At 71.3% G+C, this 20,087-nt stretch carries 15 protein-coding genes and 1 pseudogene; 8 read left to right on the top strand and 8 right to left on the bottom strand.

All coding sequences use genetic code 11. The annotated features are described in order from the left end of the window. Window positions 1-32 precede the first annotated feature (32 nt). The gene (locus B9P64_RS08770; protein WP_085315827.1) at window positions 33-731 is read left to right on the top strand and encodes a hypothetical protein; all 699 of its coding nucleotides are present in this window, start codon (window positions 33-35) and stop codon (window positions 729-731) included. A gap of 1 nt (window position 732) precedes the next feature. Here the strand turns inward: B9P64_RS08770 and B9P64_RS08765 are convergent, their stop codons facing one another. Then, the gene (locus B9P64_RS08765) at window positions 733-4,566 is read right to left on the bottom strand and encodes a hydantoinase B/oxoprolinase family protein (protein ID WP_085315826.1); all 3,834 of its coding nucleotides are present in this window, start codon (window positions 4,564-4,566) and stop codon (window positions 733-735) included. 98 nt (window positions 4,567-4,664) lie between these two features. On the opposite strand from B9P64_RS08765, the pseudogene B9P64_RS08760 reads away from it, so the two are divergent. Both B9P64_RS08760 and B9P64_RS08755 read left to right on the top strand, forming a co-directional pair. Beyond that, window positions 4,665-5,984: pseudogene (locus B9P64_RS08760) on the top strand (FAD-dependent oxidoreductase); the annotation flags it as partial. Between the two features lie 49 nt (window positions 5,985-6,033). Then, window positions 6,034-7,533: an NAD(P)H-hydrate dehydratase gene (locus B9P64_RS08755; protein ID WP_085315824.1), complete on the top strand. Its 1,500-nt coding sequence runs from the start codon at window positions 6,034-6,036 to the stop codon at window positions 7,531-7,533. On the opposite strand, the gene B9P64_RS08750 is transcribed toward B9P64_RS08755, so the two are convergent. Further along, window positions 7,520-8,218, bottom strand: a complete 699-nt coding sequence (locus B9P64_RS08750; RefSeq protein WP_085315823.1) for an ABC transporter ATP-binding protein — start codon at window positions 8,216-8,218, stop codon at window positions 7,520-7,522. The two genes, B9P64_RS08755 and B9P64_RS08750, sit on opposite strands and share 14 nt — an antisense overlap. Between B9P64_RS08750 and B9P64_RS08745 the strand changes: the two genes are divergently transcribed. Then, on the top strand, window positions 8,217-8,852 hold the full coding sequence (locus B9P64_RS08745; protein ID WP_085315822.1) for an arylesterase: 636 nt from the start codon (window positions 8,217-8,219) through the stop codon (window positions 8,850-8,852). The genes B9P64_RS08750 and B9P64_RS08745 overlap by 2 nt on opposite strands. Window positions 8,853-8,909: 57 nt before the next feature. Here the strand turns inward: B9P64_RS08745 and B9P64_RS08740 are convergent, their stop codons facing one another. After that, a complete protein-coding gene (locus B9P64_RS08740) occupies window positions 8,910-10,892 on the bottom strand; it encodes a type IV pilus assembly protein FimV (RefSeq protein WP_085315821.1) in 1,983 nt (660 codons plus the stop codon). Between the two features lie 236 nt (window positions 10,893-11,128). Between B9P64_RS08740 and B9P64_RS25630 the strand changes: the two genes are divergently transcribed. Next, window positions 11,129-11,299, top strand: a complete 171-nt coding sequence (locus B9P64_RS25630; protein WP_176256773.1) for a hypothetical protein — start codon at window positions 11,129-11,131, stop codon at window positions 11,297-11,299. Between the two features lie 134 nt (window positions 11,300-11,433). Here the strand turns inward: B9P64_RS25630 and B9P64_RS08735 are convergent, their stop codons facing one another. Together B9P64_RS08735 and B9P64_RS08730 are read right to left on the bottom strand one after the other, a co-directional pair. Continuing rightward, a complete protein-coding gene (locus B9P64_RS08735) occupies window positions 11,434-11,721 on the bottom strand; it encodes a hypothetical protein (protein WP_085315820.1) in 288 nt (95 codons plus the stop codon). A gap of 169 nt (window positions 11,722-11,890) precedes the next feature. Then, window positions 11,891-12,367 (bottom strand): DUF1178 family protein, encoded by a 477-nt coding sequence (locus B9P64_RS08730; RefSeq protein ID WP_085315819.1) that lies wholly within the window; start codon window positions 12,365-12,367, stop codon window positions 11,891-11,893. A gap of 87 nt (window positions 12,368-12,454) precedes the next feature. Here B9P64_RS08730 and mobA point away from each other — a divergent pair, with 87 nt between their 5' ends. Continuing rightward, a complete protein-coding gene (gene mobA, locus B9P64_RS08725) occupies window positions 12,455-13,036 on the top strand; it encodes a molybdenum cofactor guanylyltransferase MobA (RefSeq protein ID WP_085315818.1) in 582 nt (193 codons plus the stop codon). A 10-nt stretch (window positions 13,037-13,046) separates the two neighbouring features. Here mobA and B9P64_RS08720 read toward each other — a convergent pair whose 3' ends face one another. Next, the gene (locus B9P64_RS08720) at window positions 13,047-14,240 is read right to left on the bottom strand and encodes a DUF3734 domain-containing protein (protein WP_085315817.1); all 1,194 of its coding nucleotides are present in this window, start codon (window positions 14,238-14,240) and stop codon (window positions 13,047-13,049) included. 307 nt (window positions 14,241-14,547) lie between these two features. Between B9P64_RS08720 and B9P64_RS08715 the strand changes: the two genes are divergently transcribed. After that, complete coding sequence (locus tag B9P64_RS08715) at window positions 14,548-14,838, top strand: hypothetical protein (protein ID WP_085315816.1); 291 nt, start codon at window positions 14,548-14,550, stop codon at window positions 14,836-14,838. A gap of 7 nt (window positions 14,839-14,845) precedes the next feature. Here the strand turns inward: B9P64_RS08715 and B9P64_RS08710 are convergent, their stop codons facing one another. Further along, a complete protein-coding gene (locus B9P64_RS08710; protein WP_085315815.1) occupies window positions 14,846-15,511 on the bottom strand; it encodes a DUF1345 domain-containing protein in 666 nt (221 codons plus the stop codon). Window positions 15,512-15,527: 16 nt separating this feature from the next. Next, window positions 15,528-18,116, bottom strand: a complete 2,589-nt coding sequence (clpB, locus tag B9P64_RS08705) for an ATP-dependent chaperone ClpB (RefSeq protein WP_085315814.1) — start codon at window positions 18,114-18,116, stop codon at window positions 15,528-15,530. Between the two features lie 287 nt (window positions 18,117-18,403). Here clpB and B9P64_RS08700 point away from each other — a divergent pair, with 287 nt between their 5' ends. Next, a complete protein-coding gene (locus B9P64_RS08700; protein WP_139826212.1) occupies window positions 18,404-19,954 on the top strand; it encodes a methyl-accepting chemotaxis protein in 1,551 nt (516 codons plus the stop codon). Window positions 19,955-20,087: the final 133 nt, after the last annotated feature.

Raw genomic sequence — 20,087 nt, 5'->3', positions numbered from 1 at the left:
GGAACCGGGCGCTCGCGTCCGGCAGCACAGCCATGCCCATCGAACCCGCCGCCTCCCAGCTCGTCGCCCCTGGCGGCATCTCCAACACCATCATCCTGGCCTATCCGCCAGTCGCCCCCAACGCCACGCCGGTGGCCGGCCTGCGCTATGCGCGCATCTACCAGAACCCCGATGCAGCGGGCGGTCCGAGCCCCTTCCTGGGGCTGCTGCCCTACGAGGTGATCGGCTATGTGCGCCGGCCCGATCCGGCCGGCAACGTGACCTACCAGCTCAGGTTCACCAACTACGCGGCGGCCGCCTTCCCCGCCGCGCCGGCCGAACCCGGCTGGACCAATCCGCAGGCGCTGATGGGCATCGCCTGGAGCGGCCGCATCTACTACACGCCGTCGATCGTCTTCGACGTGGATGCCGCCGGCAGCACCGAGCCGACGCCGCCCGAACTGCGCTATCTCAATCCGCTGCAGGCCGACGCGTTTGCCGCCGATGTGCCGCCGGCCTGGTTGCAGCAGGCCAGCGCGCCGCTGGCGCCGTCCGATCCGCTGGCCGGCAATCCGGCCGACATCGTCACGACCATCACGCAGCGGCCGGATGCGCCGACGCCGGCCAGCGGCGCGGTCGGCTTTCTGATCGACCTGCTGGTCGGCGCCTATGTGTGGATCGGCACGAACAATTCCGATCCGGCGCCGAAGCGCGCGATGGTCCTGTTCGATCCGCAGGTGCGCAACAACTGAGTCAGTCGCCGGCCACGCCAAAGCCACCCGCGCCCGGCGTGGCGATGACGATCGCATCGCCGGCCGCCAGCTCGGCGCGCGCGCAGCCGGCGAGCACTTCTTCGCGGCCGTCGGCGCGCAGCACGCGGTTGCTGCCGCCGGCCCCGTCGGCGCCACCCTCGGCGCCGCGCGGCCGCGTCACCCGGTTGCCCGACAGCAGCGACACCGTCATCGGCGCCAGAAAGCGCAGTTGCCGCAGCACGCCGTCGCCGCCCTTCCAGCGCCCCGCGCCGCCCGAGCCGCGCCGGATCGCAAACGCTTCCAGCCGCACCGGATAACGCCACTCCAGCACCTCGGGATCGGTGAGGCGCGAGTTGGTCATGTGGGTCTGCACGGCGTCGGTGCCAGCAAAGCCGCCGGTGATCGCACCGGCCGCATCGCGCGTCACGCCGGCCGACGAGCCGCCGGCAATCGTCTCGTAGTACTGGTGCGTGGCATTGCCAAAGCTGAAGTTGTTCATCGTGGCCTGGCTCTCGCTCATGAGGCCGAGCGCGCCGTAGAGCGCCTGGACGATGGCCTGGCTGGTTTCGACATTGCCGGCCACGACCGCGCCGGGCGGCCGGGGATCGAGCATCGAGCCCTCGGGCACGACGATGTCGAGCGGCGCGAGGCAGCCTTCGTTGAGCGGAATGTCGTCGCCGACCAGCGTGCGGAAGACGTAGAGCACGGCGGCGGTGGCGATGGCGCGCGGCGCGTTGAAGTTGTTGGGCAGTTGCGCGCTGGAGCCGCTGAAGTCGATGCGCGCCGCGCCGCGTTCGCGGTCGACCGCGATGGCGACGCGGATCACCGGCTGGAAGCCGTCGGCCGCGAGCGGGTCGAGCCGCACTTCATGGCTGCCGTCGCGCAGCGCACCGATCACGCGGCGCACGGCGGCCTCGGCATTGGCCTGCACATGGCCCATGTAGGCCAGCACGGTGGCGAGGCCGTGGCGCCGGCAGGTGGCGGCCAGCTCCTGCGCGCCCTTGGCGTTGGCGGCGACCTGGGCGCGCAGGTCGGCGAGGTTCTGCTCGACGTTGCGCACCGGAAAGCGCGCGCCGGTGAGCAGCGCACGCAGTTCGGCTTCGCGGAACACGCCGTCGCGCACCAGCAGGAAGTTGTCGATGAGCACGCCTTCCTCGTCGACCGTGCGGCTGTCGCTCGGCATGGAGCCGGGCGCGATGCCGCCGATGTCGGCATGGTGGCCGCGCGCGCCGAGCCAGAAGACCGGCGCGGCACCGCTCGCGGCGGGGTCGACTTCCTGCGCGAACACGGGCGTGACCACGGTCACGTCGGGCAGATGGGTGCCGCCGTTGTAGGGCGCGTTGAGCACATAGACATCGCCGGGGCGCACGCCGTCGGCGGCCCGCGCGCGGATGATGCTGCGCACGCTTTCGCCCATCGAACCGAGGTGCACCGGCATGTGCGGCGCGTTGGCGATGAGCCGGCCCGCGCCGTCGAACACCGCGCACGAGAAGTCGAGCCGCTCCTTGATGTTGACCGAGTGGGCGGTGTTCTGGAGCCGCAGGCCCATCTGCTCGGCGATGTTCATGAACAGGTTGCCGAAGACTTCGAGCAGCACCGGATCGGGCCGACCGGCGTCGGCGGCGATGCGCTCGGTTGCCGGCTCGGCGCGCTCCAGCAGCAGATGGCCGGCGGGCATCAGGCGCGCGCTCCAGCCCGGCTCGACGACGGTGGTTGCGTTGGCCTCGGCGATGACGGCCGGGCCGGCGACGGCGGCGCCGGGCGCGAGCGCGTCGCGCGCGAACAGCGGCGCGTCGTGCCAGGCGCCGGCGGTGTAGAGGCGCAGGCGGGCGAGCGGCGCGGGTGCGGCGGGGGACGGCGCAGTGGCGACGCTGGCAGGCGCAGGTGCGGCGGCATTGGCCGCTGGCTCGAAGGGCGGCACGGCGCCGAGCGCGCCCGGCAGCCCGTCCTCCGCCGCGACCGCCTCGACCGACACCGCCTCGGCGATCAGCGCGCGGCCGGTCATCGCGAACGCATAGCGGCGCCGATAGGCCGCCTCGAAGCTGGCGCCGAGGGTGGCGAGGTCGTCGGCCCAGGGCAGCGCGAGCGCGCTGTCGGTGCCGGCATAGCGCAGATGGATGCGGCGCAGCACGCTCGCGCCGGCGGGCGTGTCCAGCTCGGCCAGCGCCTCGGAGGCGAGGCGGTCGAGCGCGGCTTGCAGTGCGGGCAAGGCGGCGGCGTCGAGCGTCAGTTCCATCGAGCGCTCGCGCAGCACCGCCGGCCGCGCCAGGCCCATGCCATAGGCAGACAGCACGCCGGCCAGCGGATGCGCGAACACCTGCGTCATGCCGAGCGCATCGGCGACGCGGCAGGCGTGCTGGCCGCCGGCGCCGCCGAACACCGCCAGCGTGTAGCGGGTCACGTCATGGCCGCGCGCGACCGAGATCTGGCGGATCGCGTTGGCCATGTTCTGCACCGCGATGTCGATGAAGCCCTCGGCGATGGCCTCGGGCGCGCGTTGCAGGCCGGTGGCGGCTGCGATCTCGGCCGCGAGCGCGGCGAACCGGTCGCGCACCACGTCGGCGTCGAGCGGCTGGCGCCCGTCCGGCCCGAACACCGCCGGGAAGTGCGCGGCCTGCAGCTTGCCGACCATCACATTGGCGTCGGTGACGGTGAGCGGCCCGCCGCGCCGGTAGCTGGCCGGACCGGGATCGGCGCCGGCCGAATCGGGCCCGACGCGCAGCCGCTGGCCGTCGAAATGCAGGATCGATCCGCCGCCAGCCGCGACGGTGTGGATCGACAGCATCGGCACCCGCAGCCGCGCGCCGGCCACCGTGGTGTCGAAGCTGCGTTCGAGGTCGGCAAGGCTGCTGCCGGCGAAGTGCGACACGTCGGTGGACGTGCCGCCCATGTCGAAGCCGATCAGCCGCAGCTGGGCGTCGGCAGCGGCGGCGCCGTCGCCCGTCGCGCCCGTCGCGCCCGCCTCGCCCGCCGCCAGCCCGGCCGCCAGCGCGGTGCGCACCATGCCGACGATGCCGCCGGCCGGCCCGCTCAGGATCGCGTCCTTGCCGGCAAAGCGCGCCGCCTCGGTCAGGCCGCCGTTGCTCTGCATGAAGCTGAGCGGCACGCCGGGCAGCTCGGCCGCGACCTGCTCCACATAGCGCCGCAGCACCGGCGACAGATAGGCATCGACCACCGTGGTGTCGCCGCGCGGAATCAGCCGCATCAGCGGCGACACGCGGTGCGACACGCTCACCTGGGCAAAGCCGGCGGCGCGGGCCAGCTCGGCCAGCCGCGCCTCGTGCGCCGGATGCCGCCAGCCGTGCAGCAGCACGATGGCCACCGCGCGCAGGCCGCGCGCAAACGCCGCGTCGAAGGCCGCGCGCGCCGCCGTCTCGTCGAGCGGCGCGACGACCGTGCCGTCGGCGCCGAGCCGCTCGTCGATCTCCACCACCTCGGCATTGAGCGGCGCCGGCAGCCGGATGTGGCGGTCGAAGATGCGCGGCCGGTGCTGGCTGCCGATGCGCAGCGCATCGCCAAAGCCGCGCGTGATCGCCAGCAGCACCGGCTCGCCCTTGCGCTCCAGCAGCGCATTGGTGGCGACGGTCGTGCCCATCTTCACCGCGTCGATGGCGCCGGGCGGGATCGGCGCGCCCTCGGCCAGCCCGAGCAGCGCGCGGATGCCGGCGACCGCCGCATCGCGGTAGCGCTCCGGGTTCTCGCTCAGCAGCTTGCGCGTGACCAGCTGGCCGTCGGGGCGGCGCGCGACGATGTCGGTGAAGGTGCCGCCACGGTCGATCCAGAACTGCCAGCCGGCGGTGGATCGGGCGGGTGCGGAGGTGAAATCGGTCGTCATGCGCCGAATCTAGCAGCGGCACCGGCCGGCGCCGGCGCAAGACCGCGCCGTTAGAATCCGCGCCGGCCTGCAGGCGGCGCCCGTCGCCCAGGCAACACCACAGAAGAACTCCTCCAATGCATGTCGTCGTCATCGGCGCGGGCGTCGTCGGGGTCTGCACCGCGCACTGGCTGCGCGCCGCCGGCCACGAAGTCACGGTCATCGACCGGCGCGCCAACGTCGCGCAGGAAACCAGCTTTGCCCCGGCCGCACTGGCGGCGCCGGCGCTGGCCGTGCCGTGGTCGGCGCCGCACATGCCGCGGCGCTGGCTGCGTCAGTGGCTGCGGCCGCACGGCCCGGTGCTGCTGCGGCCCGGCCTCACGCCGGCCAACTGGCGCTGGCTGCTGCGCTGGCTGGGCGAATCGCGCGCGCGCCAGTTCGCGCTCAATCAGGATCGGCTGCGCCGGCTGGCGGTGTACGGCCAGGACAGCAAGCTGGCGCTGATCGCGGCGCGCAATCTGCCCGTCACCGACCGGCCCGGCTGCCTGCGGCTGTTTCGCAGCGAACGCGAGCTGGCCGCCGCCCAGGCCGCGCTGCCGGCGCTGGCCGAGGCCGGCTTTCTGGTGGAGGAAGCCGCGCCGGCACGCTGCCGCGAGCTGGAGCCGGCGCTGTCGGACGAGACCGCGCTGGCCGGCGGCCTGAGCCTGCCCGATGCGCGCACCGGCAATTGCGCCTACTTCACGCGCCAGCTCAAGTACGCGCTGGTCGCGGCCGGCGTCGATTTCATCTTCCGCGCCGAGGTGAGCACGCTCGACCTGTCGGGCGGCCGGCCGCGCCTGAAGCTGCGCGCCACCCACGAGCCCGACGATCCCGATGCCACGCAAGGCCCGACCGCCGTGCCGGCGACGCTCGACGCCGACGCGGTGGTGCTGTGTACCGGCGCCGACAGCGCCGGGCTGCTGCGCCGGCTCGGCTGCCAGCCGGGCTTCGTGCCGATCCGCGGCTACTCGATCACGCTCGGCATCCGGCGTCATGAGCGCGCGCCGCTGGCGGCGGTGATCGACGAGGCCACCGGCGTGTCGATCACGCGCATGGGCAATCGCATCCGCGTGGCCGGCGGCGTGGAGCTGGGCGGTCCGCGCGAGCCGAGCGCCAGCGGCCCGGTGCCCGAGGCGCTCTGGCATGTGCTGCGCGACTGGTTCGGCGGCGCTGCCGACACCGCCTGCCCGCAGATGTGGGTCGGCGAGCGGGCGCTGCTGCCGCAGGGCACGCCGCTGCTCGGCGCCACGCCGCATCCGGCGGTGTTCGTCAATCTGGCCCACGGCAGCCACGGCTGGACGCTGGCGGCCGGCGCCGGCCGCGCGGTGGCCGATGTGGTCGGCGGCGTGGCGCCGCAGATCGATCTGGACGGGCTGACGCTGGCGTCGCTGCGGCGCTGAGTGCGCCAGCCGACGGCGGCGGCGCGCGTCGGCGGCTAGCATCGCCGGCATGACACCGCTGCTCACCCTCGCCCAACTCCGCGCCGTCGAAGCCGCCGCCCAGGCGCTGCTGCCGCCGCGCACGCTCATGACCCGCGCCGGCCGCGCCGTGGCCGACGCCGCACTCGCGCTCGGCGCGCCGCGCCAGCTGCTGCTGGCCGGCCCGGGCAACAACGGCGGCGATGCGCTCGAAGCCGCCGCGCTGCTGCACGGCGCCGGTCAGGCCGTGACCGTCGTCTTGTTCGGCGACGCCGCCCGGCTGCCGCCCGACGCCGCCGGCGCGCATGCGCTCTGCGTGCAGGCTGGCGTTCGCTTCGCCCCCCCGGCCGAGCTGCCGGCGCTGCTCACCGGCGACAGCTGCGTCGTCGAGGGGCTGTTCGGCATCGGGCTGCAACGCGCGATCGGCGGCGCCTTCCGCGACGCCATCGAGCGGGTCAACGCCCACGCCGGGCCGGTGCTGGCCATCGACATTCCGGCCGGCATCGACTGCGACAGCGGCGCGGTGGTCGGCGGCGCAGACGGCATCGCGCTGCGCGCCAGCGCAACGGTGACGATGATCGGCGACAAGCCCGGGCTGCATACCGGCGCCGGCCTGATGCATGCCGGCCGGATCAGGCTCGCCGCGCTCGGGCTCGATGCCGAGGCGCGCGCCGCCGCGACCGGCGCGCTCAATGCGCCCGACGGCTTTGCCGCGCTGCTGGCGCCGCGCGCGCTCGACAGCCACAAGGGCAGCTTCGGCGATCTGCGCATCGTCGGCGGCGCGGCCGGGATGACCGGCGCCGCCGTGCTCGCGGCACGCACCGGCCTGCTGGCCGGCGCCGGCCGGGTGTTCGTGCACACGCTGGCAGCCGCGCCGGCCTACGACCCGCTGCATCCCGAAATCATGTGGCGCGCCCTCGGCAATGCCGACGAGCTAGCCGCGCTCGGCGGCGCCTGCGTGGTCGGCCCGGGCCTGGGTCAGAGCGCAGCAGCGCGCGCCGTGCTGCACGGCCTGCTCGCCGGCGCCGGCCGGCTGGTGCTCGATGCCGATGCGCTCAACCTGATCGCCGCCGATGCGGCACTGGCCGCCGCCCTGGCCGCGCGCGCCGACCTTGCCGACCGGCCGCCCGCCATCCTCACGCCGCATCCGCTCGAAGCCGCACGGCTGCTCGGCGGCGATGCGGCCAGCGTCAACGCCGACCGCGTGGCGAGCGCGCTGCGGCTGGCGCGCCAGCATCGCTGCGTGGCCGTGCTCAAGGGCGCGGGCACGGTGATCGCCGCGCCGGACGGCCGCTGGCGCATCAATCCCACCGGCAATCCGGGGCTGGCCAGCGGCGGCACCGGCGATGTGCTGGCCGGCCTGACCGGCGCGCTGCTGGCGCGCTGCGCCGACAGCTTCGAGGTGGCCTGCGCCGCGGTCTGGCTGCACGGCCGCGCCGCCGACGATCTGGTCGCGGCGGGCATCGGCCCGGTCGGGCTGGTCGCCGGCGAGCTGGCGCCGGCGATCCGCGCCGCGCTCAACCCTCGCTGAGCCGGCCGGCCTGCATCGTCAGCACCCGGCCGCAGCGGCCGGCCAGCGCGCGATCATGCGTGACCAGCACCACCGTCGTGCCATGCCGCGCCACCAGATCGAACATGAGCTGCACGATCTGCTCGCCGGTCTGGGCGTCGAGGCTGCCGGTCGGCTCGTCGGCCAGCAGCACGCGCGGCTCGGCCACAAAGGCGCGCGCCAGCGCCACCCGCTGCTGCTCGCCGCCCGACAGCGTGGCCGGCCGGTGCGTCAGCCGCGCGCCCAGGCCGACCGCCTCCAGCGCCGCGCGGCCCCGGGCGCGCGCGTCGGGCGCGCCGGCCAGTTCGAGCGGCAGCATCACGTTTTCGAGCGCGGTCAGATGCGGCAACAACTGGAACGACTGGAATACAAAGCCGAGGTTGGCGGCACGCCAGCGCGCGCGTCCGTCCTCGTCGTCCGCAAGAATGTCGCGGCCGGCATAGCGCACGCTGCCGGCGGTCGGGCTGTCGAGCCCGGCCAGGATGCCGAGCAAGGTCGACTTGCCCGAGCCGCTGGCGCCGACGATGGCGACCGTCTGGCCAGCCTCGATGTCGAAGTCGATGCCGTCGAGGATGACCAGCGTGCCGACCGAATCGCTGACCTCGCGGCGCAGGCCCCGCACCGAAATTGCCGCCTGCGTCTCAACCACCGTGGATGTCTGGAACATGAAGAGAAGAACCTGGGTTGCTGCCCTTGCGGGCCTTGCGTTGGGGACGTTGCTGGCGCCCGCGAGTTCAATCGCGGCGACGCGCACGCTGCTGGTGCTCGGGGACAGTCTATCGGCCGAATACGGCCTGCCGCGCGACAGCGGCTGGGTGCGGCTGCTGCGCGACCGCCTGGGCGAGAAGAAGCTCGACTGGAGCGTGGTCAACGCCAGCATCAGCGGCGAGACCACCGCCGGCGGCGCGAGCCGCCTGCCCAAGCTGCTGGACGAGCACAAGCCGCAGCTGGTCATCGTCGAGCTGGGCGCCAACGACGGCCTGCGCGGCAGCCCGCTCGACATGACGCGGCGCAATCTCGACAGCATCGTGGGCGCGGCGCGCGAGGCCGGCGCCCGAGTGCTGCTGGTGGGCATGCAGCTGCCGCCCAACTTCGGCCGCGCCTATACCGAGCGCTTTGCCGCGCTGTTCGAGCAGACCGCGCAGGCGCACAAGACCGGCTTCGTGCCCTTCCTGCTAGCGGGCTTTGCCGGCGATGCCAGCCTGTTCCAGGCCGACCGGCTGCATCCCACGGTCGAGGCCCAGCCGCGCATCCTCGACAACGTGTGGCCGGCGCTGGAGCCGATGCTCAAGGCGCGCTGAGGCCGGAAACGACAACGGCGGCCGCAGCCGCCGTGGTGAAGCCGCCGCGCCGCCGCGTCAGGCGTCGAGCGGGCAGATCTTGACGAAGTTGAGCAGGTCGCGCTGGAGCGCGAGGTTGTAGTAGTCGGTCTCGCTGGCGGCCGGGTCTTCGAGCAGGTCGGCAAGCAGGCCGATGGCCTCGGGCGTGCCCCACTTGGCCCAGATCGACTGGAGCATCTCGGGATTGGAATCGAGGCCCACGCCCCGGTCGAGCGAGCCGGCCTGATCCCAGGGCCGGGCCGGGCGGCCGAAGCGGTCGGCAAAGGCGACGGCGAGCTTTTCGTAGGCCGGCGTGCGGTCGGTGCGGCGATACAGCTCAAGCAGCATCAGCCAGGCGGCGCGCGGCGCGTCGGGATGCTCCTCGATGTAGCGGCCAAGGGTGACCGCGGCCGATTCGAACTGGCCGTTTTCCACATAGTTGTCGGCCTGCTCGACCGCGTCGACGGTGGCGCGCAGCCGGGTCTGGATGCGCCGCGCCTCGCCCGTGGCCAGCACCGGACGCGCGCCGGCCAGCGCCACGGCCGGCGCGGTGTCGCCGAGCGGCAGCGTCGCCGTCATGCCGAAGCCGGCGCCGATCGGCCCTTCGGCCTCGGGCATGCCGAGGTCGAAATCGAGCGGTGGCAGCTGGGCCGCATCGAACACCGAGGCGGCCTGCAGCGCCGGCTGGCCCTGGGTGGTCGCCAGCTCGAATTCCTCGTCGGGCAGGTCGAGCACGGCGGAGCGGGTGACGACGCCGCTGCGCGGCACCGCCTCGGGCTCGGTGCGCAGGGCATTCAGCGCGCGCGTGCCGTTGAGTTCCTCGACCTCGATCTCGCCAAGGCGGTCGGGGAAGTTGACCTCGACCGGCGCGATGCGGCGGCTGAGGTCGGGGATCGACTGGGCATAGCGCGGATCGGTCTCGCTGTCGTAGGCGGCGAGCGGCGCCACGGTGGCGGCAGCGGCGGCAGACGCGGCAGCGAAGGCAGCCGGCTCGTCCGCCGTGGCCTGCTGCCAGGGCGCGGTGCGCAGCAGCTGCATCAGCTCGCGTTGGCGCCGGTACAGACCCAGCCCGATCGCCACCGCCAGCAGCGCACCGGCAGCCAGCGCCAGCGCCCACCAGGGCGGCAGCCCGTCGTCGACCACCGCGCTCGCATGCTCGACCTGCACGGCGGCGTGCTTCTTGAGCGCGTCGATCTCCTTGCCGAGCGCGACGATCTGGGCCGCCAGCTCCTGCTCGCGCGCGGCGAGCCGGGCTTCGGCCACGACCCGCGCCTCCTCGGCGGCGGCGAGCCGGTCGGCCGCCACCTGGCCGCCGATCGGCTGCGCATCCTCGGGGCTGACCATGCGCAGACGGTCGCCGGCCGGGCGGCTGGCGGCAGTGCGTTCGGTCGTCCGGGGGCTGGCCGGCGGCGCGGCGGCGACGGCGGCCTCGACCGGAACGCCGGTGGCGACCGGCGCCACGCGCTGGCGCTGGGCCGCAGGGCGCCGGCGCGCCGCGGCCGCCCTCGCCGGATCGGCCGCCGCCGGCGCAGCCGCAGCCGCAGCCGTGGCGCGTGCGGCCGGCGGCAGCGCTGCCGCCGGCAGGCCGGGCGCCTCGCGCACGAGCGGTGCGCTAGCCAATTCGGCCGGATCGACGAACACCACGAATTCGCGCGTGACCCGGGTATCGCAGCCGGCCTCGACCACGATGCGCGCCACCGGCTCGCTGAACGGGCCGCGACCGCGCACCAGGATCAGCGTGCGACCGCCCCGGGTCTCGACGCTGACGGTATTGCTGCCGATGCCGGGAATGTCGCCGCCATCGCCGCGCGGCACGTTGACGCAGCTGGCGCCGAGCAGTTCGCCCTCGGCCAGCCGGACCGCGATTTCGGCCTGGAACGGCTGGCCGAGATGCGACCTCAGCTCGATGTCGCCCAGCCCCAGCGCCGATGCCGATGTGGATACAAGCGCAAGCGCGAGGCTGACCGCGCGCGAGACACCGCGGAGGCGACGGAACGGAAAGAGGGCTGGGATGGCCGACATCAATGTCATCTGGGTACGACCTGCGGTCCTGTTGCGGAACGGCGCCGGGCCTGCAAGGTGGACCGGCAACTGGCCCGGTCGGGCCTTCACGCACGGAGGTGGAGCTGGTAATCGATTGTATCCAGTCGACTACTTTCCGCAGAGTGAAAACCGGCAAGTCACGAAGCATTTGCCCAGCGTCAGGTCAATCGTCCCATCCGACGCTTTTCATTGATCCGCCGAAAAGGCAGGTCTTGATGTGGCGCTACGACAATCGTGAACCGGGATTGCGCGCAGCCAAAAACCCGAAAATGAACTGGCCAAAAGCCGATTGCCGGCAGGACGCAAGACATGCCGGTTTTTGCAATCGAGCCAAATTGACCGGAATTGCCGGGCTTTTCGGCCGATCGAAATTGTCGATTGAATGATTTTTGCCAGCTCGATTTGGCCGGCAAACCCGCGCGGCCCGGGCCCCGAAAAGCGCGATGGCGCCGCGCAAATGCAAACGGAGCCGACCGCAGGCTGCGGACGACTCCGTGGCGATCCGGGCGGAGGGACCGGATCAGGCACGCGCCTCGGCCTGGGCGGCGGCGGCGAGCAGCAATTCCTGATATTCGATGAGCTCGCGCTCCACATCCGAACCTTCGCCGCCCGGTTCGGGGCCGGTCGCCATCTCCACCGCTTCCTCGCGACCGAATCCCCAGGGTGCCGGCTTGGACAGCGGACTGAAACGCTTGCGTGGCAGCGGCAGGGTTTCCGCCCGTTCCAGAATTTCGCGCACGGCCTCGGGGAACATCATCGCGAAGGGCGACATCACCATGGTGTTCGACTGCGCGTTCGAGTTCGCCATCTGGCTTCTCCTTGAGAGGATCGATCGGGTCCGGATTTGATGAGCCGATGATCCCGGGAAGCCCCGGCCGAAAAAGTCGGCCATGACGCAGGCCGTCTGTAGGACAAACACTGACAAGAACGCTTACCAATCGCTCGGGCAGACCGGCGCGCAAGCTGGGTCGAACCCGCTACTGCAAGGTCGACTTGGCGGCCGGCGCGAGCGGGAACGCCTGCACTTCGATGCCTTCCTCGCGCAGCTCGCGGGCCTGCTCTGGCGTGGCGGTGCCGCGAATGTTGCGTTCGGGCGCCTCGTTGTAATGGATGCGGCGCGCCTCGCTGGCGAAGCTGTCGCCGACATCCTCGGTGTTGGCGACGATCTGGCGCGACAGCTCGACCCAGGCGCGGTGCAGCTCGCCCGCCACGGCCGGCGGCACGGCGGCGCCGGCACTGCGGGCGGGTGCGGCGGCCGGTGCCGGCGCCGCTGCCGGCTCGGCACCGCCGCGCAGATTGAGCCGGGGCGCCGACAGCCGGCGCTCGACCTTGTGGCTGTCGCAGACCGGGCAGGCCAGCAGGCCGCGCGCCGCCTGATCGTCGAAGTCGGCAGCCGACCCGAACCAGCCCTCGAAGGCATGGTTGTGCTCGCAAGCCAGATTGAAGACGATCATTGCCACCCCACCCGAATCCGCCGACAGCCGACGGCTATCCATGCAAACGAATCGATTATACGAACCGGCTTCGCGCCGGCCGACGCCATGAAGATCGCCCGCCACGACATCACCGGACTGGTGCTGGCCGGCGGTCGCGGCAGCCGCATGGGCGAGGCCGACAAGGGCCTGATCGAGCTCGCCGGTCGGCCGCTGGTGCAGCTGGCGCTCGACCGGCTGGCGCCGCAGGTCGGCACGCTGCTCATCAATGCCAACCGCAATGCCGCGCGTTACGCCGGCTTCGGCTGGCCGGTGCTGGCCGATGCCCGCCCCGGCTTTCCGGGCCCGCTCGCCGGACTCGAAGCCGGTCTGCGCGCCGCCGCCACGCCCTGGGTCGCGATGATTCCCTGCGACGCGCCGTTCTTTCCGACCGATCTGGTCGCCCGCCTGGCCGAGCGCGCCGCGCTGGCCGACGCCCGCGTGGTCATGGCCGAATGCGCCGGCCACCGCGAGCCAGCCTTTCTGCTGGTGGCGAGCGCGCTGGCCGCCAGCGTGACCGCCGCGCTCGATGCCGACCGCCGCAAGCTCGGCGCCTGGGCCGCCGAACAGGGCGCGGTGAACGCCGTGTTCGACGATGCGGCCGCGTTCCGCAACCTCAACACGCCCGACGATCTGGCCGCCGCCAGCTGAACGCGGCGGTTCAGCCGCGCCGGAAATCGTGCGCCACGAACTCGAGTCCGTCGGGCGGCAGCGCCAGCCAATCCTCATGCGCCAGCGAGGCGCGGATGTCGTCGAGCCCGCTGCGCCAGTGCTCGCGCAGCGTCATCGGGCCGAACTCGTAGTCCTTCGACAGCCCTTCCCATTCCTTGCCCTGGTAGATGAGATGGATCACGCCATAGCGCTTGCCGCAGGCCAGCTCACGCGCCTGCCGGCACCAGGCGTCGCTGTCGCAGCTGCCTTCGGGCAGCCGGTCGATCACCTCGCGCAGCACGCGGCGGTAGTGCTGCTCGGTCGCGAACAGATTGGTCACCATCCGCGTGCGACTCGAGTACTGGATGTCCTTCATGCGCGCCTGCACATCGAACACGCTGTCGGGCAGCACGCCGATGGCGCTCCACAAGTCCACCTGGAAGGTGAGCGTGTCGCGTCGCGGCCGGGCGTTGAGCACCTCGAACAGCGGCGTGTTCGACACCAGACCGCCGTCCCAGTAGAACTCGCCGTCGATCTCCACCGCCGGAAAGGCCGGCGGCAGCGCGCCCGAGGCGATGAAATGCTCGGGTCGCAGCCGCGTGCGGCGGTTGTCGAAATAGGCGAAGTTGCCGGTCCGCACATTGACCGCCCCGACCGACACGCGCATCGCGCCGTCGTTGATGCGGTCGAAATCGGCGTACTTCTCCAGCGTCGCCTTGAGCGCCGAGGTGTCGTAATAGCTGGCGCTGCCGGCACCCACCCGCAGCCCGAGCGGCCCCAGCGGCGGCCAGCGCGGTGAGAAAAAACCTGACTGCCCCTCGGTGGTCGCGCGCCAGGCCTCGAAGGCGTTGAAGGCCTTGCGCGCCTCGCCACCCAGCGGCTCGATGAAGGCCTGGAACATCTCGGCCGTCGGCAGGCTCACCGCCGGCCGGCAGATGTGCTCCCAGAAGGCGCGCAGCTGGCGCACCCGGGTCTCGCGCGGATTGCCGGCGACGATGGCGCTGTTGAGCGCGCCGATCGAGATGCCGGCCACCCAGTCCGGCTCGATGCCGGCCTCGTCCAGCCCCTCGACCACGCCGGCCTGATAGGAGCCGAGCGCACCGCCGCCCTGGAGTACAAGACAGACGGTTTCCCAAGGCAGTTCGCGCCGCGCGCGCGGCAGCGCGGTCAGTGGCTGTTCTCGATGGTCGTCATCACGCGGCATGGGCACATTTCCTTTGACCTGGATCGGCAATTCGCAAAAAGCCTGCGCTGTTGCGATGCACAAATGATGGCGACAAAACTGCCCGCTCGGCAAATCTCCCAAGATTCGCAATCGTGGTTTTGTTGTTCACAATGCGAGATCAAATCGGTTTCTCTATTCCGCGATAAGAAACCTTCGGCTTAGCGTCCGATCGCAAGCGAAAAATCACCTTTTGAAAGCCGATTCGGCTCCGTAGAGTCGGTCATGCGTGGTTCCGGCATGTCAGCCAGACAAACCGGTCAACATGCCCAGTACCAGGAAATCAAAGATGGCCTATAGCGTCGAAATACGACCGCCCGGCGCCGGTCCCTACTCACTGACCAGGCTGTTCGACGATTACATGGATGCACATAGCGAAGGCATGTCCCAGAGCACCGGAACATTCGTCGCCGGTTTTCAGGTTCGCATCGTCTCCGACGAGCTTGCCGCCCACCATTTCGACATGCGCACCCGCTACCAGGCGCTCCAGCCTCCGCCGGTAGGCGAATCCAAGCCGGTCTCGACCGACGTCCTGTTCGCCCACTATCGCCGCACGCTGGTGCGGCGCGGCAACCTCTGAGCCCGGCTCAGCGACCCACCATCCCGGCGGCAATGTTGATGGCCGCCGCCAGAATTGCCGCATTGAAGAAGAAGGCCAGCAGCGATTGCGCCAGCACCACGCGGCGCATCGAACGGGTGCGGGTCGTGATGTCGGCGGTCTGCGCCGCCACCGCGATCGTGAATGCGAAGTAGAGGAAGTCCCAATAGTCGGGCTCCACATCGAGCTCGGTGCCGTCCTCCGGAAAGGCCAGCGGCCGCCGCTCGGGCGGCGCCAGATGGAACATGTGCGCGTAGTGCAGCGCAAAGATGGTCGGCAGCAGCAGCCACGAGCCGACCAGCGTCCCCACCGTGAGCAGCAGCGGCATTGCCTTGCCCTCGGGCGCCGCGGCCGCCCTCGCCAGCTCGAAGACGATGGCCGCCAGACTCGTCACCGCCGCCACCGTCAGCATCACCAGCACCGACAGCGCGGTCGCATCCTGGCTGCGCGCGATCAGCCGGATGCCCTCGTCGTCGGCGACCGCCATGAAGTGCCAGATCAGCAGCAGATAGACAGCCACGCCGGCATTCCAGCCGAGCAGCAGCCGCGCCACCGCATCCCAGTGCGGCGGTGCCAGCGCCGATGCGACAACGCCTGCCAGCATTCCTGCCAGCAGGCGTCGGCGCGTGCGGATGAAGGCCGCGAGCAGCCTCATCGCGGCGGGCGCGCGTTCATTCGGTGAACACGAAGCGGTCGCCTTCGACGCGCACCGGGATCGTCGACTTGGGCATGAACCTGCCTTCCAGCACCAGCCGCGCGACCGGGTTCTCGATCTGCTGCTGGATCGCGCGCTTGAGCGGACGGGCGCCGAACACCGGATCGAAGCCGGCCAGCGCGATCCGCGCGATCGCCTCTTCCGACACGTCGATGCCCAGCTCCATGCGCGCCAGCCGGGCTTCCAGCCGCTTGAGCTGGATGCGCGCGATGGCCTCGATGTTCTTCTGGTCGAGCCCGTGGAACACCACCACCTCGTCGATGCGGTTGAGGAATTCGGGCCGGAAATGCTGCTTCACCTCCTGCCACACCAGCCCCTTGACGCGCTCGTAGTCGGCGTCGGTGGTCTGGCCGCCTTCGGCAAGGATCATTTCCGAGCCGATGTTGCTGGTCATCACGATCACGGTGTTCTTGAAGTCGACCGTGCGGCCCTGCCCGTCGGTCAGCCGCCCGTCGTCGAGCACCTGCAGCAGCACGTTGAACACGTCGGGATGCGCCTTCTCCACCTCGTCGAGCAGGATCACGCTGTAGGGCTTGCGCCGCACCGCCTCGGTCAGATAGCCGCCTTCCTCGTAGCCCACGTATCCGGGCGGCGCGCCGATCAGCCGCGCCACGCTGTGCTTTTCCATGAACTCGCTCATGTCGACCCGCAGCAGCGCGTCTTCGGTATCGAACATGAACATCGCGAGCGCCTTGCACAGCTCGGTCTTGCCGACGCCCGTGGGGCCGAGGAACAGGAAGGAGCCCGACGGCCGGTTCTCGTCGGCCAGCCCGGCGCGCGAACGCCGGATCGCGTCGCTCACCAGCCGCACCGCCTCGTCCTGGCCGATCACGCGCTTGTGCAGCGCGTCTTCCATGTGGATGAGCTTCTCGCGCTCGCCCGACATCATCTTGCTGACCGGAATGCCGGTCGCGCGCGACACCACTTCGGCGATTTCCTCGGCGCCGACTTCGGTGCGCAGCAGCTTGAATTCGCGCTTGGGCACGCCGCCGGCCTCGGCCGCCTTGGCCTGGGCTTCGAGCGCCGGCAACTTGCCGTATTGCAGCTCGGCCACCTTGTCGAACTTGCCCTCGCGTTGCAGCTTGACGATGTCGGCCTTGATCTTCTCGATCTCCTCCTTGACGTGGGCCGAGCCCTGGACGCTGGCCTTCTCGCTGGTCCAGATTTCCTCCAGGTCGGCGTATTCCTTCTGCAAGCGCTCGATCTCGGTCTCGATCAGCTCCAGCCGCTTGATCGAGGCCTCGTCCTTCTCGCGCTTGACCGCCTCGCGCTCGATCTTGAGCTGGATGAGCCGGCGGTCGAGCCGGTCCATCACCTCGGGCTTGGAGTCGATTTCCATCTTGATGCGCGACGCCGCCTCGTCGATCAGGTCGATGGCCTTGTCGGGCAGGAAGCGGTCGGTGATGTAGCGATGGCTCAGCTCGGCCGCCGCCACGATGGCCGGATCGGTGATCTCGACGCCGTGATGCACCTCGTACTTCTCCTGCAGGCCACGCAGGATGGCGATGGTGCTTTCGACGCTCGGCTCGTCGACCAGCACCTTCTGGAACCGGCGTTCGAGCGCGGCGTCCTTCTCGATGTACTTGCGGTATTCGTCGAGCGTGGTCGCGCCGATGCAATGCAGCTCGCCGCGCGCCAGCGCCGGCTTGAGCATGTTGCCGGCGTCCATCGCGCCCTCGGCCTTGCCGGCGCCGACCATGGTGTGGATCTCGTCGATGAAGACGATGGTCTGGCCCTCGTCCTTGGCGATGTCGGTCAGCACGCTCTTCAGCCGCTCCTCGAATTCGCCGCGGTACTTGGCGCCGGCCAGCAGCAGCGCCATGTCGAGCACCAGCAAGCGCTTGTTCTTGAGCGATTCGGGCACCTCGCCGTTGACGATGCGCTGTGCCAGGCCCTCGACGATGGCGGTCTTGCCCACGCCCGGCTCGCCGATCAGCACCGGGTTGTTCTTGGTGCGGCGCTGCAGGATCTGGATCGCGCGGCGGATCTCGTCGTCGCGGCCGATGACCGGATCGAGCTTGCCCTGGCGCGCGCGCTCGGTCAGGTCGAGCGTGTACTTCTTGAGCGCCTCGCGCTGGCCTTCGGCATCGGCGCTGCCCACGCCGTCGCCGCCACGCACCGCGTCGATGGCGCTTTCGAGCGCCTTGCGCGACAGGCCGTTGTCCTTGGCCACGCGGCCGGCATCGCCCTTGAAGTCGGCCAGCGCGAGCCAGAACATCTCGCTCGCCACGAACTGGTCGCCGCGCTTGAGCGCTTCCTTCTCGGTGAGGTTGAGCAGCCCGGTCGTGTCGCGGCCCAGGTTGATCTCGCCATTGGTGCCGCTGACCGCCGGCAGATTGTCGATCGCCAGATCGAGCGCCTTGGCCAGCCCGCCGGTATTGACGCCGGCGCGTTGCAGCAGCGAGCGCGAGCTGCCTTCGTTCTGCGCCAGCAGTGCCGCCGCCAGATGGACCGGCTCGATGTACTGGTTGTCGTGCGCGAGCGCGAGGCTCTGCGCATCGCCGAGGGCTTCCTGGAACTTGGTGGTGAGCTTGTCGATTCGCATGATGTGTTCTGTGTGACCCGGTGAGTCTTCGATGAACGGCAGATGCGGCTCACCAGGGGCAATTCAAGCGACGCCGGCCGGCCGCGATGCGGCGACTTTGCGCCAGCGCAGACAAGCCGCCGGCGCCACGCCATCGTGGCTTGCGCGCACCGTGTGACCGCGCGATGGCAAGCGCTGACTGCAAAGACCACGAACAGCCGGACCGCGCCGCACCTGCTCGGCCCATGGCCGGCGGCCGCCGCAGCCGAGACTCGGACGATCCCCGACCTCTCCCCTTGCCCGCCGCCATGCTCGATCGACTTTCCATCCGCCAGAAACTGGCACTGCTGCTCGGCAGCTGCGCCCTCGGCCTCGTGCTGGTCTGCGGCGTCGGCTTCGACGCGCTGCGCCGGCTCGACGCCAGCCAGCAGTCGATGCTCGCCGCACTGCATCGCAGCGACGCCGTCGCCAACCTGCGCCAGCAGCTCATGCAGCTGCGCCGCTACGAGAAGGACATCCTGCTCGGCGTCGGCAGCCCCGAGCGCTTCGAGCCCTATCTCAAGCGCTGGGACGATGCCGCCCGCCGCTTCGACGAACTGGCCGAAGTGGCCGCCGATCCGGCGCTGCCGGCGCAGGACCGCGACCGGCTGCGCGAAGCGCTGACCAATGTGGCGAGCTACCGGCGCGCCTTCCTCGCGGTGCGCCAGGACGTGGAAACCGGCCGGCTGTTCGACGCCGGCATCGCCGCCGACGCGGTGCAGCCGGCCAAGAAATCGGCCCATGTGGCCGAGGCCGCGCTCGACGCCGTGCATGCCGACATGACGGCCGCCGCCGCCAGCGCGGTCGCCGAGGCCGCCGCCTTCTCGCAGCGCACCCGGCTGCTGCTGGCCGGCTTTGCGCTGGCCGCGCTGGCCGGCTTCTGCGCGCTCGGCGCGGTCATCGCGCGCTCGATCCAGCGGCCGGTGGAACAGGCCATCGCCATCGCCGAGGCGGTGGCGGGCGGCGATCTCGCGCTCACCATCGAAGCGCGCGGCCGGCATGACGTGGCCCGGCTGCTCAACGCCCTGCGCGCCATGACCGGCGAGCTGCGCAAGCTGGTCGGCAGCATCCACGACCGCGCCAGCGGCATCGAACATGCGGCGGGCGAGGTCTCGGCCGGCAATCTCGACCTGTCGCAGCGCACCGAACGCGCCGCCGGCAGCCTGCAACAGGCCGGCGCCTCGCTCGACCAACTGGCGCAGGCGGTGCGCGACAACGCCAGCGGCGCCGCCGCCGCGCGCAGCCTGGCCGCCGAAACCGCCCGCAATGCCGACGCCGCCGGCGCCGTGGTGGCGCGCGTGGTCGACACCATGAGCGGCATCGCGGCCGCCTCGGGCCGCATCGGCGACATCGTGGCCACGATGGACGGCATCGCCTTCCAGACCAATCTGCTCGCGCTCAATGCCGCCGTCGAAGCGGCCCGCGCCGGCGAACAAGGGCGCGGCTTTGCGGTGGTCGCCACCGAGGTGCGCGGACTGGCCCGGCGCGCCGCCGACTCGGCCGCCGAGATCCGCGCCCTGATCCGCGACTCGGTCGAGCGCATCGACGACGGCCACCGCATCGCCGCCGAAGCCCGCGCCAGCATGGACAGCGTGGTCGCCGGCGTGGCCCGGCTCGACGCGCTGGTCGGCGCCATCGCCGGCGCCACCCAGGCCCAGAGCGGCGACCTCGGCGCGGTGAGCAGCGCGGTCGGCTCGCTCGACGGCATGACGCAGCAGAACTCGGCGCTGGTCGAGCAGACCGCCGCCGCCGCGCACAGCCTGACCGAGCAGGCGCGCGCACTCACGCTGCTGGTCGAACGCTTCCGGCTGGCCGGTTAACGCGAATCCGCGGCCGGCGCAGACATCCGGCCAAGCCTGACCTGCCCATTTCCGACCGGCGGTGCGCCCTTCGCCTCACATCGGAAATGCAAGCCACGCCCGCAAAAAATAGGAATTATCTAGTGATATTTCT

The sequence above is a fragment of the Derxia lacustris genome (assembly GCF_002105195.1).
GTDB lineage: Bacteria > Pseudomonadota > Gammaproteobacteria > Burkholderiales > Burkholderiaceae_E > Derxia > Derxia lacustris.
Note: the sequence above shows the minus strand (reverse complement) of the source record. Positions and strands in the feature narration are given on the sequence as shown.

Bases quoted from the DNA above. Each gene is read 5' to 3' on its own strand.
- B9P64_RS08740 (WP_085315821.1), bottom strand. From the start codon at position 10,892: ATGTCGGCCATCCCAGCCCTCTTTCCGTTCCGTCGCCTCCGCGGTGTC.
- B9P64_RS08765 (WP_085315826.1), bottom strand. From the start codon at position 4,566: ATGACGACCGATTTCACCTCCGCACCCGCCCGATCCACCGCCGGCTGG.
- B9P64_RS08710 (WP_085315815.1), bottom strand. From the start codon at position 15,511: ATGAGGCTGCTCGCGGCCTTCATCCGCACGCGCCGACGCCTGCTGGCA.
- clpB (WP_085315814.1), bottom strand. From the start codon at position 18,116: ATGCGAATCGACAAGCTCACCACCAAGTTCCAGGAAGCCCTCGGCGAT.
- B9P64_RS08720 (WP_085315817.1), bottom strand. From the start codon at position 14,240: ATGCCGCGTGATGACGACCATCGAGAACAGCCACTGACCGCGCTGCCG.
- B9P64_RS08755 (WP_085315824.1), top strand. From the start codon at position 6,034: ATGACACCGCTGCTCACCCTCGCCCAACTCCGCGCCGTCGAAGCCGCC.
- B9P64_RS25630 (WP_176256773.1), top strand. From the start codon at position 11,129: ATGTGGCGCTACGACAATCGTGAACCGGGATTGCGCGCAGCCAAAAAC.
- B9P64_RS08750 (WP_085315823.1), bottom strand. From the start codon at position 8,218: ATGTTCCAGACATCCACGGTGGTTGAGACGCAGGCGGCAATTTCGGTG.
- B9P64_RS08700 (WP_139826212.1), top strand. From the start codon at position 18,404: ATGCTCGATCGACTTTCCATCCGCCAGAAACTGGCACTGCTGCTCGGC.
- B9P64_RS08745 (WP_085315822.1), top strand. From the start codon at position 8,217: ATGAAGAGAAGAACCTGGGTTGCTGCCCTTGCGGGCCTTGCGTTGGGG.
- B9P64_RS08770 (WP_085315827.1), top strand. From the start codon at position 33: ATGCCCATCGAACCCGCCGCCTCCCAGCTCGTCGCCCCTGGCGGCATC.
- B9P64_RS08730 (WP_085315819.1), bottom strand. From the start codon at position 12,367: ATGATCGTCTTCAATCTGGCTTGCGAGCACAACCATGCCTTCGAGGGC.
- B9P64_RS08735 (WP_085315820.1), bottom strand. From the start codon at position 11,721: ATGGCGAACTCGAACGCGCAGTCGAACACCATGGTGATGTCGCCCTTC.
- mobA (WP_085315818.1), top strand. From the start codon at position 12,455: ATGAAGATCGCCCGCCACGACATCACCGGACTGGTGCTGGCCGGCGGT.
- B9P64_RS08715 (WP_085315816.1), top strand. From the start codon at position 14,548: ATGGCCTATAGCGTCGAAATACGACCGCCCGGCGCCGGTCCCTACTCA.